This is a genomic window from Rhodococcus sp. Chr-9 (assembly GCF_000801125.1).
GTDB lineage: Bacteria > Actinomycetota > Actinomycetes > Mycobacteriales > Mycobacteriaceae > Rhodococcus > Rhodococcus pyridinivorans.
Genome location: NZ_JTIZ01000076.1, coordinates 44,501 through 58,908 on the forward strand (window position 1 = coordinate 44,501; position 14,408 = coordinate 58,908).

General features: G+C 69.9%; 13 protein-coding genes and 1 pseudogene. 12 read left to right on the plus strand and 2 right to left on the minus strand.

The features are described from left to right. From QR64_RS10170 to holA, 9 genes and pseudogenes are all read left to right on the plus strand, one after another. Positions 1 to 1,446 (plus strand): vWA domain-containing protein, encoded by a 1,446-nt coding sequence (locus tag QR64_RS10170; RefSeq protein WP_039585130.1) that lies wholly within the window; start codon positions 1 to 3, stop codon positions 1,444 to 1,446. Positions 1,447 to 1,516: 70 nt separating this feature from the next. After that, on the plus strand, positions 1,517 to 2,179 hold the full coding sequence (gene nadD / locus QR64_RS10175; protein WP_019288365.1) for a nicotinate-nucleotide adenylyltransferase: 663 nt from the start codon (positions 1,517 to 1,519) through the stop codon (positions 2,177 to 2,179). Continuing rightward, complete coding sequence (gene rsfS, locus QR64_RS10180) at positions 2,176 to 2,583, plus strand: ribosome silencing factor (protein WP_024101369.1); 408 nt, start codon at positions 2,176 to 2,178, stop codon at positions 2,581 to 2,583. Before nadD ends, rsfS begins: the two co-directional genes overlap by 4 nt. Positions 2,584 to 2,672: 89 nt before the next feature. Further along, positions 2,673 to 3,251, plus strand: a complete 579-nt coding sequence (locus QR64_RS10185) for a histidine phosphatase family protein (RefSeq protein ID WP_230810365.1) — start codon at positions 2,673 to 2,675, stop codon at positions 3,249 to 3,251. After that, complete coding sequence (gene octT, locus QR64_RS10190; protein WP_006554509.1) at positions 3,238 to 4,020, plus strand: diglucosylglycerate octanoyltransferase; 783 nt, start codon at positions 3,238 to 3,240, stop codon at positions 4,018 to 4,020. Before QR64_RS10185 ends, octT begins: the two co-directional genes overlap by 14 nt. Before the next feature lie 5 nt (positions 4,021 to 4,025). Next, complete coding sequence (locus tag QR64_RS10195; RefSeq protein ID WP_006554508.1) at positions 4,026 to 4,865, plus strand: DegV family protein; 840 nt, start codon at positions 4,026 to 4,028, stop codon at positions 4,863 to 4,865. 145 nt (positions 4,866 to 5,010) lie between these two features. Further along, the gene (locus QR64_RS10200) at positions 5,011 to 5,850 is read left to right on the plus strand and encodes a ComEA family DNA-binding protein (protein WP_039585132.1); all 840 of its coding nucleotides are present in this window, start codon (positions 5,011 to 5,013) and stop codon (positions 5,848 to 5,850) included. A gap of 673 nt (positions 5,851 to 6,523) precedes the next feature. Beyond that, positions 6,524 to 8,206: pseudogene (locus QR64_RS10205) on the plus strand (DNA internalization-related competence protein ComEC/Rec2); the annotation flags it as partial. Further along, entirely contained in the window at positions 8,203 to 9,174 is a 972-nt protein-coding gene (holA, locus tag QR64_RS10210; protein ID WP_006554506.1) for a DNA polymerase III subunit delta, read from the plus strand. The pseudogene QR64_RS10205 and the gene holA, both read left to right, overlap by 4 nt. A gap of 153 nt (positions 9,175 to 9,327) precedes the next feature. On the opposite strand, the gene rpsT is transcribed toward holA, so the two are convergent. Further along, positions 9,328 to 9,588, minus strand: a complete 261-nt coding sequence (rpsT, locus tag QR64_RS10215; RefSeq protein WP_006554505.1) for a 30S ribosomal protein S20 — start codon at positions 9,586 to 9,588, stop codon at positions 9,328 to 9,330. Positions 9,589 to 9,951: 363 nt separating this feature from the next. Here rpsT and QR64_RS10220 point away from each other — a divergent pair, with 363 nt between their 5' ends. Beyond that, on the plus strand, positions 9,952 to 10,773 hold the full coding sequence (locus tag QR64_RS10220) for an aquaporin (protein WP_006554504.1): 822 nt from the start codon (positions 9,952 to 9,954) through the stop codon (positions 10,771 to 10,773). 27 nt (positions 10,774 to 10,800) lie between these two features. Here the strand turns inward: QR64_RS10220 and QR64_RS10225 are convergent, their stop codons facing one another. Further along, on the minus strand, positions 10,801 to 11,469 hold the full coding sequence (locus tag QR64_RS10225) for a type II toxin-antitoxin system PemK/MazF family toxin (protein ID WP_019288360.1): 669 nt from the start codon (positions 11,467 to 11,469) through the stop codon (positions 10,801 to 10,803). 63 nt (positions 11,470 to 11,532) lie between these two features. On the opposite strand from QR64_RS10225, the gene lepA reads away from it, so the two are divergent. Then, a complete protein-coding gene (gene lepA, locus QR64_RS10230; RefSeq protein ID WP_259443777.1) occupies positions 11,533 to 13,428 on the plus strand; it encodes a translation elongation factor 4 in 1,896 nt (631 codons plus the stop codon). 35 nt (positions 13,429 to 13,463) lie between these two features. Continuing rightward, positions 13,464 to 14,396, plus strand: a complete 933-nt coding sequence (locus QR64_RS10235; RefSeq protein WP_019288359.1) for an NAD(P)H-dependent flavin oxidoreductase — start codon at positions 13,464 to 13,466, stop codon at positions 14,394 to 14,396. Positions 14,397 to 14,408: the final 12 nt, after the last annotated feature.

A 14,408-nucleotide genomic window follows, 5' to 3' on the forward strand; every position in this document is an offset into this window, starting at 1 on the left:
ATGGCCGCCGCGCACCTTCCCGAATCCGAGGCGCCCCCGGCACCCCGCGGACTGCCCGGGCACCTGGTCGGATTCGTCGAGGCGCTGCGCCGCCGCGGCATCGCGGTCGGGCCGTCCGAGACGGTCGACGCCGGACGGGTCATGACGGTGCTCGATCTCCTCGATCGGGAGGCCCTCCGCGAGGGCCTCGCGTGCACCCTGCTCCGCCGGTCCACACACCGGCCGACCTTCGACGCCCTGTTCGACCTGTGGTTCCCGCCCGCGATCGGACGCCGCGAGGCCACCGACCCTCAGGCGAGCATCCCGCGCACCCCCACGGGGGAGGTCGACTTCGAGGCCCTACGCGATCTCATCGCCGAGCTGCTGTCCGACGAGTCGCCGGAGGCACTCGAGGCCTCCGAGATGCTCGTCTCCGCCATCGTCGAGGAACTCGGCCAGTATGCGTCGTCGAACGGCCCGTCCTTCTCGGCCTATCAGGCGCTTCGCGACGTCTCCCCGGACACCCTGCTCACGAAGATCCTCGAGGGACTGCTCGGCAACAGCACCCGCGAGGAACGCGACGACGCCGCCTACGAGAGCGAGGTCGCGCGGCGCACCGCCGCCCAGCGCATCGCCGATTTCCGGGCGATGGTCGAACGGGAGACCCGGCGACGCACCGCCGAGCAGCTCGGCCGCGAACGCGTCGAGAAGTACGGGGTGCCCAAGCTTGCCGAGGAAGTCGACTTCCTGCGCGCGTCCGACGCGGAACTCGTCGCCCTGCGCCGCAGCGTCATGCCGCTCGCGCGTCTGCTCGCGAGCCGTCTCGCGGCGCGCCGCCGGCGCGCTCGTGCCGGCGCCATCGACCTGCGGCGCACACTGCGCAAGTCCATGTCGACCGGTGGCGTGCCCATCGACCTGGTCAACCGCAAGCCCCGTCCGGCGCGTCCCGAGCTCGTCGTGCTCTGCGACGTCTCCGGCTCCGTCGCCGGCTTCTCGCACTTCACGTTGCTGCTCGTGCACGCCCTGCGCGAACAGTTCTCCCGCGTGCGCGTGTTCGCGTTCATCGACACCGCCGACGAGGTCACCCATCATTTCGCCGCAGGGTCCGATCTGGGCGAGTCCATGTCGCGGATGCTGAAGGAAGCGGAGCTGATCACCTACGACGGTCACTCCGACTACGGACACGCCCTCGGCGGCTTCGCCGAGAACCACGCCCACGCCCTCACCAGCCGCAGCTCGCTGCTGATCCTCGGCGACGGCCGCACGAACTACCGCAATCCGAACCTCGAAGTCCTCGAACATCTCGTGTCCGTCGCACGGCACGCGCACTGGCTCAATCCCGAGCCGAAGGGACAATGGGGTTCGGGGGATTCGGCCGCCAGGGTCTACAGCGAGGTCGTCACGATGCACGAGTGCCGGTCGGCGCAGCAGCTCGCAACGGTGGTGGCGAGTCTGCTCCCCGTGTGAACCCGTAAGCTGGACAACCGTGCATCAGCCAACGGATCGGTCCTCGGCCCCCAGGCGCCGCCTGGGCGTCATGGGTGGAACGTTCGACCCGATCCACCACGGACACCTCGTGGCGGCCAGCGAGGTCGCCGCGAGCTTCGACCTGGACGAAGTGATCTTCGTGCCCACCGGGCAACCCTGGCAGAAGACCGGACGCGACGTCAGCCCCGCCGAGGACCGTTACCTGATGACGGTGATCGCGACCGCATCCAACCCGCGGTTCTCCGTCAGCCGCGTCGACATCGATCGACGCAAACCCACCTACACCGTCGACACCCTGCGCGATCTCAGCGAGCAGTATCCCGACGCGGATCTGTACTTCATCACCGGCGCGGACGCACTGGGATCGATCCTGTCCTGGCAGGACTGGCAGACCCTGTTCGACCTCGCCCGCTTCGTCGGGGTGTCCCGGCCCGGATACGACCTTCACGCCGAACACCTGGCACCGCATCTGGACGAACTCCCGGCCGAGGCGGTGAGCCTGGTGGAGATCCCGGCACTGGCGATCTCCTCCACGGACTGCCGCAGGAGGGCCCGCGAGAACCGTCCCGTCTGGTATCTGGTCCCCGACGGAGTGGTGCAGTACATCAGCAAACGCCGGCTCTACCGCACGAATACGCACCCCGACGGAGATCCCGTCCCGGTGTTCGACGGAAACACCCCCGGCACCATCGAGAGAAAGAGCACGCAGTGAGCGCAACGGCAGAAGCCACGGAGATGGCCCGAATCGCAGCCCTGGCCGCCGACGAGAAACTCGCCACCGACGTCGTGGTGCTCGACGTGTCCGAGCAACTGGTGATCACCGATTGCTTCGTCATCGCGTCCGCACCCAACGAGCGTCAGGTCAACGCCATCGTCGACAATGTCGAGGAGAAGCTGCGCGAGGCCGGCCACAAGCCCGTCCGCCGCGAGGGCACCCGCGAGGGACGGTGGACGTTGCTCGACTACGTCGACGTCGTGGTGCACATCCAGCACGAGGACGAGCGCAACTTCTATGCCCTCGACCGCCTGTGGAAGGACTGCCCGACCATCGAGGTCGACGGTGTGGGTGGCCCCCGTTCGGCGATCGACGCCGCCGACTCGCCGGAGGACGTGTGAGTCGTCCGGAGGAGGGTTCGCAGAGCCCGCGGGTGCGGCAGCTGGTGCTGCTGCGCCACGGCCAGACCGAGTACAACGCCACGCGGCGGATGCAGGGCCAACTCGACACCGACCTCTCCGAGCTCGGCCGGCAGCAGGCGCTCGCCGTCGCCGACGCGATCGCCCGGTTCGATCCGCTCGCCGTCGTCTCGTCCGATCTGCGCCGCGCCTACGACACGGCGACCGCGCTCGGCGATCGCATCGGGCTGCCGGTCGCGATCGACACGCGGCTGCGCGAGACGCATCTCGGCGAATGGCAGGGCCTGACCCACACCGAGGTCGACGCCGTGGCCCCGGGCGCGCGCAGCGCGTGGCGCGCCGACGCGACCTGGGCACCGCCGGGAGGCGAGAACCGGATCGACGTCGCGCGGCGCAGCATGGCCGTCGTCGGCGAACTGCTCGACAAGTACGAGGACTGGAGCGATCGGCCCATCGTGCTGGTCGCACACGGGGGTCTGATCGCCGCGCTCACCGCCGCCCTGCTCGACCTGCCCGTCGATCGGTGGTCCGTCCTCGGCGGTCTCGGGAACACCGGCTGGGTGCAGCTCAGCGGATACGGCGAGGTGCCGTCCTGGCGCCTCGACGTCTGGAACGCGTCGGCCACAGTGGCGCCCGATGACGTCCTCTGAACCCACGCCGATCGGAACCGACGCCGCCCCGCAGCGCCCGGTCCTGCTGGTGATCGGTGACTCCCTGAGCTACTACGGCCCGAAGGGCGGCCTGCCCGCCGACCATCCGCAGATCTGGCCCAACCTGGTCGCGGCCGAACTCGGATGGGACGTCGAACTCGTCGCCCGAATCGGGTGGACCACACGCGACGCGTGGTGGGCCATGACCCAGGACCCGCGGGTGTGGGCCGCGATCCCGCACGCCGGAGCCGTCGTCCTGGCCGTGGGCGGGATGGACACCCTCCCGTCCCCGCTGCCCACCGCACTGCGGGAGGGCCTGCGCTACATCCGCCCGCCGGCCCTGCGTCGCGCGGCGCGTAACGCCTACGGGTGGTTGCAGCCGCGACTGTCACCGCTCGGGCGACCGGTGGCGCTCCCACCCCGGGTCAGCGTCGAGTACCTCGAAACGATCAGGGACGCATTGGCATACATGCGCCCCGATCTGCCCGTCATCGGCACCATGCCGTCGGTGCACCGCAGCGAGCAGTACCGGTCGGTGCATGCCGGCCGGCTCCCCGCGGCACGCGCGATCACCCGCTGGGCGGCCGAGAAGTCGGTTCCCCTCGTCGATCTCGCCGAAGCGGTGCGGGAGAACGTCTTCTCCGACGACGCCAATCCCGACGGGATCCACTGGGGTTGGGAAGGACACCGCCGTGTCGCCGCCGCTGTCGGCGACGCGGTCCGGATCGTGCATCGGGATGCGGAAGTCCCGGTGGAGGGCCTACGGTAGGCGTCGTGTCCGTCGTCGTCGTCACAGATTCGTCGAGTTGTATCGACCCTGAACTGGTCCGTCGGTACGACATCCGTGTTGTGCCACTGCACATCATCGCGGGCGGACGCGACCTCCGCGAGGGCGTCGACGAGTTACCGGAGGACCTGTCGACCGTGACGACCTCCGGTCCGTCTCCCGCAGAACTGACCGACGCCTATACCGAGGCGCTCGAGGACAGTGGAGGAGACGGCGTCGTAGCCGTGCACCTCTCGCGGGTGCTGTCCGGGACATGGGACGCAGCCCGGCACGCCGCCGAATCGCTGGGCGACCGGATCCGGCTCGTCGATTCGCGGAACACCGCCATGGGTTCGGGTTTCGCCGTCCTCGAAGCGGTGCGCGCCGCACGGGCCGGAGAAGACCTGGCCCGGGTGTACGAGCGGGCCGTGGAGGTCGCGGCGTCCGCCCGGACCCTGCTCGTCGTCGACCGGCTCGACCACCTCCGTCGCGGTGGCCGGATCGGCACGGCCACAGCGCTGTTGGGTACCGCGCTCGCGATGAAGCCCGTGCTGCACATCTCCGACGGCAAGCTCGTCCTGCGGGAGAAGACCCGCACGATGACCAAGGCGATGGCCAAGCTCGTCGACGGAGCCGCGACCGACGTGGGCGACGAACCGCTCGTCGCGGTGCACCACCGCGGGGCACCCGAGCGGGCGCGCAGCCTCGTCGATCAGCTCGCACAGCGCCTTCCGGAAGGCACCGAGATCGTCGTGTCCGAACTCGACGCGGTTCTCGGCGCGCACGTCGGGCCGGGTGCGGTCGGTGTGGTCGTCGCCTCCGCGGCGACCGGTGTCTCCGAGGACTGACCACCTACACCACCTCCCGGCCCGGATGATGCCGGTGGAGGCCCCCTCCGGGCATTCATCCACAGGGGTGCGGGTCATCCACAACCCCGGCCGAATCGGCGCCGACACCGAATCCGGCGGTCGCGGCCGCGGCTAGCGTCGCGGCATGGCGAGCAGTGACCACCGTGATCTCGCGCGCACCCGCCTCGGCGCGATCACGCGTTCCTCGGCGATGCCCGCGGAACCGCCCTGGACCAACGACAGGTCGGCGAACGACCATCCCTGGGCGGATCCGGACGACGGCGACGAACCCCTCCACAGCGGTCCCGGCCGGGAACGATTCGTCGATCGGCTGACCGCAGCGCGATGGGACACCGGACGACGGGGAACCGCTGCACTCGCCGCGATCGGAGTACTCGCCGCCGCAGTGGCACTCGTCGTCGTGTGGCGCGACCGGCCGGTCCCCGAACCGGTACCGCCGCTGCCGAGAGTCGAAGTCGTGGACACGGCAGAGCCGTCCGCCGCGAGGGAGACGGACACGGCACAACCGGATTCCGCCGATTTCGTCGTCAGCGTCGTGGGTGCGGTGACACGTCCCGGGCTCGTGCGGCTGCCGGCGGGATCCCGTGTGGCCGACGCGCTCGACGCTGCCGGCGGTGCTGCCGACGGCGCCGACCTCATCGGCCTGAATCTGGCCCGGCGGGTCGCCGACGGTGACCAGATCGTCGTGGGAATCGCCCCGCCCCAACCTGTTCCGCAGGCCAGTGGAATCGTCGGGGCGCAGACACCGGGCGATGCTCCACCGGAGGCAAGCGGGCCGGTGGATCTCAACACCGCCGACGAGACCGCGCTCGACGCGCTGCCGGGCGTCGGTCCCGTCACGGCAGCGGCGATCGTCTCGTGGCGCGACACCAACGGACCGTTCACGGACGTCGAACAACTCGGTGAGGTCGACGGGATCGGACCGGCGCGACTCGCGAGGCTGCGTGAACTGGTGACGGTGTGACCGGACGGAACGACGGGTCCGACGCCGCAACGGTTCTCGATGCCCGGCTGGTGCCGTGCGCGCTGGCCGCGTGGGCCGTGACACTTCTCGGGTTGTACACGGGATGGCGGATCGTCACCGCCGTGGCGGTCGCGGCCGTCGTCGGATGCGCCGTGACGGTCCGTCTCGTCGCGACCGGTCGCATCCCACGCGGAGGTGCGCGGATCCTCCTCGCCGCACTGGCCGTCGTCGCGGGATTCGGGCCGGCCGCCGGTCTACGGATGTGGGCCGCCGACCAGCACCCGATCGCCTCCGCAGCGGAAAGGGGAGCGTGGGCCGGCGTCGTCCTCCTCTCCACCGACGACCCGCGACGCATCCGGGCCGCGGCCTTCGACGACACACCCCGGGTACGCATCCCGGCCCGGCTCGAGCACGTGATGGTCGGTGGACGATCCATGGACACCGGGGGATCGGTGGTGGTGCTCGCCCCGGCCGACTCGTGGGGAGATCTCCTGCCCGGGCAGTCGGTCACCGCACGCGTGCGGGCGGCGCCGCACACCGGGCCGGGCGCCACGGTGGCGGTGCTCCACGCGGAGAACGCACCCACGGTCGTCGGCCCGCCCCCGGTGTGGCAGCGATGGGCTGGCACGGTACGCGACCGGCTCGCGCAGGTGGGTTCCGCGGTGCTTCCCGNGATCGGGCCGGCCTGCTGCCCGGTCTCGTGGTGGGCGACACCACGGCGCTGACCGACGAGGTGCGGGAGGACTTCCGGGTGGCCGGACTGACGCATTTGACGGCCGTGTCCGGAGCCAACGTCAGCATCGTCCTCGGAGCGGTACTGCTCCTCGTGCGCGCGGTAGGACTCGGACCGCGTTCCGGGACCGTCCTCGCCGCGACGGCTCTCGTCGCCTTCGTCGTCGTGGTCCGTCCGTCGGCGAGTGTGGTGCGCGCGGCCGCGATGGGATCGATCGGGTTGCTGGCATTCGTGACGGGTCGTGAGCGACAGGCACTTCCCGCCCTGTGCACCGCGGTGGGCGTACTGCTCGTACTCCTGCCCGACCTCGCCGTCGACGTCGGGTTCGCGCTGTCGGTGTCCGCGACGGCGGCACTGATCGTCGCCGCGCCACCTGTCGTGACCCGGCTCGTGGATCGCGGGTGGCCGCGTCCCATCGCGGAGGTCGCGGCAATGTCGCTGGTCGCGTTCGTAGCGACCGCACCTCTCGTCGCGGCGGTGAGCGGGACCGTGAGTGTCGTGTCGGTCGCGGCCAATGTCCTCGTCGCCCCGGTACTTGCGCCGCTGACGGTCCTCGGTTCGCTGGTCGCGCTGGGCGCCTCCGTCGTCCCGTGGGTTGGGGAGGTGCTCGCGCGCGGCACCGGGCCGCTCCTGTGGTGGCTGATCGCGGTGGCCGACCGGGCGGCATCGTTGCCGTCGGCCGAGCTCGAGGTGCCGGACGGGCCGGTGGGGGCAGTGGTCGCGGCGGTGCTGGTCGCGGTGGCGTGGTCGGTGGCTCGTCACCGGCGGGTGCGGATCACGGCTCTCGTGATTGCGGTGGCCGTCGCGGCGGTGTGGCTGCCGGTGCGGATGCTGCGACCGGGCTGGCCCGGAGCCGAATGGGTACTCGTCGCATGCGATGTCGGTCAGGGCGATGCGCTGGTGCTGGCGACGGGGGACGGGCGCGCGGTCGTCGTCGACACCGGACCCGAACCGGAACCCGTCGATCGGTGCCTGCGCCGGTTGAGGATTCGCCGTATCGCACTGCTCGTCGTGTCACACCTGCACGCCGACCACGCGGGTGGGATCCGCGGTGTCCTCACCGGGCGCTCGGTCGAGATGGTCGTGGTCGGGCCGGGTGCTGCCGGTGACGACGCGGCGGGTGTGCTCGACGCGGCGACCGGGACCGGTGTCGTGGTGCGGGAAGTGGGTGCCGGTGCGACCCTGCGTGCGGGCGATCTCGACATCCGGGTGCTGGGCCCGGCCGGGCGACGGACAGGCGGTTCCGAGAACGACAACTCGCTCGTCCTGGCGGTCGACACCGTCGTGGGCCGGGTCCTGTTGCCGGGAGACGCGGAGGAGGCCGCGCTCGACGCACTCGTGCGGTCGGGCACCGACGTGCGTGCGGACGTGTTGAAGGTGCCGCACCACGGCTCGCGCACCACACCCGCACGCTTCCTCACCGCTGTGCGGCCGAGCGTCGCCCTCGTCAGCGCCGGGCGAGACAACCTGTTCGGGCATCCCCATCCCGAGATCGTCTCCACCCTGACCGGAATCGGGGCGCGGGTCCTGCGGACCGACCTGCACGGCGACGTTGCAGTGCTCCGTGCCGCCTCCGGGGCGCTCGCGGTGGTGTCGGACGTGCGTGGCACGATCGAACCGTGAGCGACGCGTCCCTGCATCTGATCCTCGGTGAGGAAGAACTGCTCGTCGACCGTGCCGTCGCGAAGATCGTGTCCGATGTCCGCACGCGCAGCGAAACTCCCGGCGATCTCCCCGTCTCCCGGCTCCGCGCCGGCGACGCGGGCGTACCCGAACTCGCCGAGCTGCTGAGTCCGTCGCTGTTCGCGGAAGAACGCATCGTGATCCTCGAATCCACCGCCGACGCCGGGAAGGACGCCGCGGCGCTGATCCTCGATGTCGCGGGCGATCCGCCTCCGGGCGTGACACTGGTGATCCTCCACAGCGGCGGGGGACGCACCAAGGCGATGGTGCCCGCGCTGCGCAAGCGCGGCGCCGAGGAGCACATGTGTGCCGCTCCCGCGAAGGCGGGGGAGAAGGCGGCGTGGGTGCGGACGTTCGTCCACAAGGAGTTCCAGGCTGCGGGGGTGCGAGTCTCGGGCGATGTCGAACAGCTCGTCATCGAGGCGGTGGGTTCCGACCTGCGCGAACTCGCTGCGGCGTGCAGCCAGCTCGTGGCCGACACCGGCGGCAAGATCGATGCTGCGGCCGTGCGACGCTACTACTCGGGCAAGGCCGAGGTGTCGGGATTCGACGTAGCCGAGAAGGCCGTGGCCGGCGATACGGCCGGTGCGCTCGAAGCGCTACGGTGGGCGATGCACCGCGGTGTCGCCCACGTGCTGCTCGCCGATGCTCTCGCCGACGCCGTGCACACGATCGCCCGGGTCGGCTCGGCCGGTCGCGGCGACCCGTTCTCCCTCGCGTCGTCGCTGGGTATGCCGCCGTGGAAGGTGAAGAAGGCGCAGGCGCAGGCGCGCACGTGGGCGCCGGCGTCGATCGGGACCGCACTCACGGTGGTCGCTGCGCTCAACGCCGACGTCAAGGGAGCCGCGGCCGATCCGGACTACGCCCTCGAGCACGCCGTGCGGGTCATCTCCGAGCTGGCGGCCTGAGGCTTCTCCGCCGTGCCCGTGCCCGTGCTCGTGCCCGCGGCCGATTCCGGGCGGGCGGCATCATTTCTGTCGTTCAACGCCACGAAGGCCGTCCCCGGCGGGGGACGGCCTTCGTGAAGCAGAGCCTGCGTCTACTACCTCGGAGCGATGAACTCAGAGCTTGTTGGCAAGCTTCGCGAGAGCAGACTTCTTGTTGGCAGCCTGGTTGGGGTGGATGACACCCTTGCTGGCAGCCTTGTCGAGCTGACGGCTCGTGGCGACGAGGAGCTCGTTGACCTTGTCCTTGTCGCCAGCGGCCGCAGCCTCGCGGAACGAACGGATCGCCGTACGAAGCGACGACTTCACCGACTGATTCCGGAGTCGGTTGCGCTCGTTGGTGCGAATCCGCTTCACCTGGGACTTGATGTTGGCCACGCGTAAAATCCTGTCGTCTTGCTGGTAGCTGGTAGGAAAGCTCTGGGTGCATCTGAGCACCGATGGACAAGGCTACCAAGAACGGATCGCAAAGCCCAAACCGGCGGTCGAATCACCCTTCTCACCGGCCTGATCGTTTCGGCCAGGACTACGCGCACCTGACTGTTGTCGTTGCGTGCCGCCGCGGGAGGGCATCTACATGGGCGGACACGCCACGGTGCACGATGTCGTTGTCGAGGTCACGGCGCATGCGTAATCTCCCTCACAGCGCGAACGACGAGTTCGCGGCTGCGGTGCATCGACTCGAAGTGTTCTACCACCAGGTTCCGCCTGCGAGCGGGACCGCGAACATCGAGGTGACCCATGGAACCCCCACGCGATCCCGAGTCCCGAATCGACGAAGATCTCGCACGCCAGACCTCCCTGGAAATCAGAGACCCCGGTGAGTTCTCCGACCTGCGGAAGTACGTGGCGGAGGCGATCGGAACCTTCCTCCTGGTGTTCTCCGCGGTGGGTACCGCGGTGTTCGCCGGAACCTATGTCGGTCAGCTCGGCGTCGCACTGGCGTTCGGCCTGACCCTGCTGTTCCTCGTGTACACCATCGGCCCGATCTCCGGGTGTCACGTGAACCCGGCGGTGACGCTCGGGCAGCTCATCGTCGGTCACGTGACGCCGGTGCGCGCCGTGGGTTACTGGATCGCGCAGGTCGTCGGCGGTCTGGTCGCCGGTCTGACGCTCTACGCGGTGGCGTCGTCGTTGCCGAGCTACGACCGTGCCGCCGACGGCCTCGGGGCGAACGGCTGGGGCGCGCACAGCCCCTCGGCGGTGCACGGTCCGCTCGGCGGCGTGCTCGAGAACGGCTACGGCATCGGCGCGATGATCGTCGTCGAGGTCCTGCTCACGGCCGTGCTCGTCTTCGTGGTGCTGGGTGCGACCGATCAGGTGGCCGACGCGCCGATCGCCGGCATCGCCATCGGCTTCACTCTCGCGGTGATCCACCTGATCTCGATCCCGATCGACAACACGTCGGTCAATCCCGCCCGTAGCCTCGCCGTCGCCTTCTACCAGGACGGTGCGCTCGGGCAGCTGTGGGCATTCATCGTGTTCCCGCTCATCGGCGGAGCGCTCGGAGCGCTCGTCTACACCTTCCTCTTCGGGCGGCGGTACGGGCTCCGGGCCTCCTGAGGGCCTGCGGTCAGGGCGCGGCCCGATTCAGCTCCAGCCGAAATCGGTACGGAGCCGGGTCGCGACCTGATCGAATCGTGCGCGGGGGAGGATCGCGCCTTCGCGGCGGATGCCGTCCTCGGGGACGTCGAGCACGCGATCGAGGCGCACCCAGCTCGGGCGGTTCTCCGCGTCCCACGGTCCGGAGCCGATTCCGAGCCAGTCGCGGTGACCGTCGCGGTCGGAGTTCGACGAGAGCATCAGCCCGAGCAGCGTCCTGTCGTCGCGGCCCACGACGAGCACCGGGCGGTCCTTGCCCTCCGTCGGATCTTCTTCATAGGCCACCCAGGTCCACACGATCTCGCCCGGATCGGCGCGACCGTCGAGGTCGGGGGAGTACTCGAGGCGGCGGGCACGCTGCGCCGTGGGCGTGGTGCGCGACGCCACCGGGCGACCGGGGGCTGGACGCTTCGTGCCGGACTGGGTCTTCGCGGCACCTGGCTTCGGCGCCGTGGTCCCGGACGCGCCGGGCTTCGGTGCCGCAGTGGTACCGCTCCCCGAGGTTCCGCTCGCTGCGCCGGTCCGGCCAGCCGCGTTCAACGCGGCGCGCGCCTTGTCGAGCGCCCCGGACTGCTGCAACTGCTGGTAGATCTTCGGACCCTGGTCGACGGCGAGACGCCCCAGCTGCCTGCCCAACTTCTTCCATGTACCGGCCACGGGAACCGAGCTTAACCGGACCTGACCCGGGCGAAATCCCGGCCGTCGCCCGACTTGGATATTCTGCAGGGTGACCGCGGTCTGCTGGCCGCTGCCAGTCCGAGTCAGGAGCACGACATCAGCACCTTCGCCGACACCACGTTCACGGACCCCGCAAAGATCCGGAACTTCTGCATCATCGCGCACATCGACCACGGAAAGTCGACGCTCGCGGACCGGATGCTGCAGCTCACCGGGGTGGTCGAGGAGCGGCAGATGCGCGCCCAGTACCTCGACCGCATGGACATCGAGCGCGAGCGTGGCATCACGATCAAGGCGCAGAACGTACGTCTGCCGTGGAAGCTCGACGGCGAAGACTATGTGATGCACCTGATCGACACCCCGGGCCACGTCGACTTCACCTACGAGGTCTCCCGCGCGCTCGAGGCGTGCGAGGGCGCGGTCCTGCTCGTCGACGCCGCGCAGGGCATCGAGGCGCAGACCCTCGCCAATCTCTACCTTGCGCTCGACAAGGACCTGACGATCATCCCGGTCCTCAACAAGATCGACCTGCCCGCGGCCGATCCCGACCGCTATGCCGGTGAGATCGCGAACATCATCGGCTGTGAGCCGTCCGACGTGCTCCGGGTCTCCGGCAAGACCGGCGAGGGCGTCCCCGAACTCATCGACGCCGTGATCCGCCAGGTGCCGCCGCCGGTCGGTGACGCCGACGCGCCCGCCCGCGCCATGATCTTCGACTCCGTCTACGACACCTACCGCGGCGTCGTGACGTACGTGCGTGTGGTCGACGGCAAGATCGTGCCCCGCGAGAAGATCAAGATGATGTCGACGGGCACGACCCACGAACTGCTCGAGGTCGGCATCGTCTCGCCCGAACCCAAGGCCACCGCCGGTCTCGGCGTCGGCGAGGTGGGCTATCTCATCACCGGCGTGAAGGACGTGCGCCAGTCGAAGGTCGGCGACACCGTCACCACCGCCCGCCACGGTGCGGAGGAGCCGCTCACCGGCTACCGCGAACCGCGCCCGATGGTCTACTCCGGTCTGTACCCGGTCGACGGCTCCGACTACCCGGTGCTGCGCGACGCGCTCGACAAGCTCCAGCTCAACGACGCCGCGCTCACCTACGAGCCCGAGACGTCCGTCGCTCTCGGGTTCGGTTTCCGCTGCGGCTTCCTCGGTCTGCTGCACATGGAGATCACCCGCGAGCGCCTCGAGCGCGAGTTCGGCCTCGACCTGATCTCCACGGCTCCCAACGTCGTCTACCGCGTCGTGCTCGAAGGCGGCCAGGAAGTCGTCGTGACGAACCCGTCCGACTGGCCCGAGGGCAAGGCTCGCGAGATCTACGAACCGATCGTCAAGTGCACCATCATCGCGCCGAGCGAGTTCATCGGTTCGATCATGGAGCTGTGCCAGTCGCGGCGCGGTGAGCTCGGCGGTATGGACTACCTGTCCGAGACCCGCGTCGAGCTGCGGTACACGCTGCCGATGGCCGAGATCATCTTCGACTTCTTCGACTCGCTGAAGTCGCGCACCCGCGGCTACGCCTCGATGGACTACGAGGAGGCCGGAGAGCAGGAGGCCGCGCTGGTCAAGGTCGACATCCTGTTGCAGGGCGAGGCCGTCGACGCATTCAGCGCGATCGTCCACAAGGACGCCGCGGCCGCCTACGGCAACAAGATGACGACCAAGCTCAAGGAACTCATCCCGCGGCAGCAGTTCGAGGTGCCCGTCCAGGCCGCGATCGGCTCGAAGATCATCGCCCGCGAGAACATCCGGGCGATCCGCAAGGACGTTCTCGCCAAGTGCTACGGCGGCGACATCAGCCGTAAGCGCAAGCTGCTCGAGAAGCAGAAGGAAGGCAAGAAGCGGATGAAGACCATCGGCCGCGTCGACGTTCCGCAGGAGGCGTTCGTCGCCGCGTTGTCGTCCGAGGCCTCGTCCGACAAGCCGAAGAAGTAGTCGCTCCTGCTGCGACGCCCACCGGAAGGATTCGCGTGCTCGACACCTGGCTCACCCGTGAACTCGGAATCTCCGTTCCTCTGCTGGGTGCGCCCATGGGTGGCCGGGCCGGTGGGCGGCTCGCCGGCGAGGTGACGCGGGCCGGCGGACTCGGCCTGATCGGTGCCGCCCGGTACAACACCGCCGAGTGGATCGAGGGCGAGGTGCGCACCGCCCGCGAGATCGGTGGTGGGGCCGTGGGATTCGGTCTGATGACTTGGGCGCTTGCCGACGACGACAGCCTCCTCACCGCGGTGCTCGAGCACCGCCCGCAACTGGTCACGCTCTCGTTCGGCGATCCCGCTCCCTACATCGAGCGCGTCCACGAGGCCGGGGCCGTCGTCCTCTCGCAGATCAACACGGTCGACGATCTGCGCGTGGTCGAGGCAGCGGGTGTCGACGCGGTGATCGCGCAGGGCCATGAGGCCGGTGGGCACACGGGCAGGATCGGTACCCTCCCGTTGCTGCAGGAGGTGCTCGAGTCGACGTCGCTGCCCGTGCTCGCCGCAGGTGGCATCGCCACGGGTCGCGGTCTGGCAGCGGTGCTCGCAGCCGGTGGGCAGGGCGCCCTGGTCGGGACGGCGCTGCTCGCCAGCCCGGAGACCGTCGGCCCCGACTACGCCCGTGGCCGGCTCGTGGAGGCCGGCAGCGCCGACACCGTCTACACCGACGTCTTCGACAAGGCCCGGCACCAGCCGTGGCCGGCGCGCTGGGGCGGACGCGCCCTGCGCAATGCGTTCACCGAGGAGTGGCACGGCCGGGGCGCCGACGAGGACACCCTCGCCGCGGCGTACACCGGTGACGATCCCGACATCGGGGTGGTCTACGCGGGGGAGGCCGCCGGTCTGGTGCGCTCCGAGCGACCCGCGGGCGAGGTGATCCGGGGTATCGCCGAACAGGCGGAGACCCTGCTGTCCCGCTTCCGTTGAGCACTGCGCCGG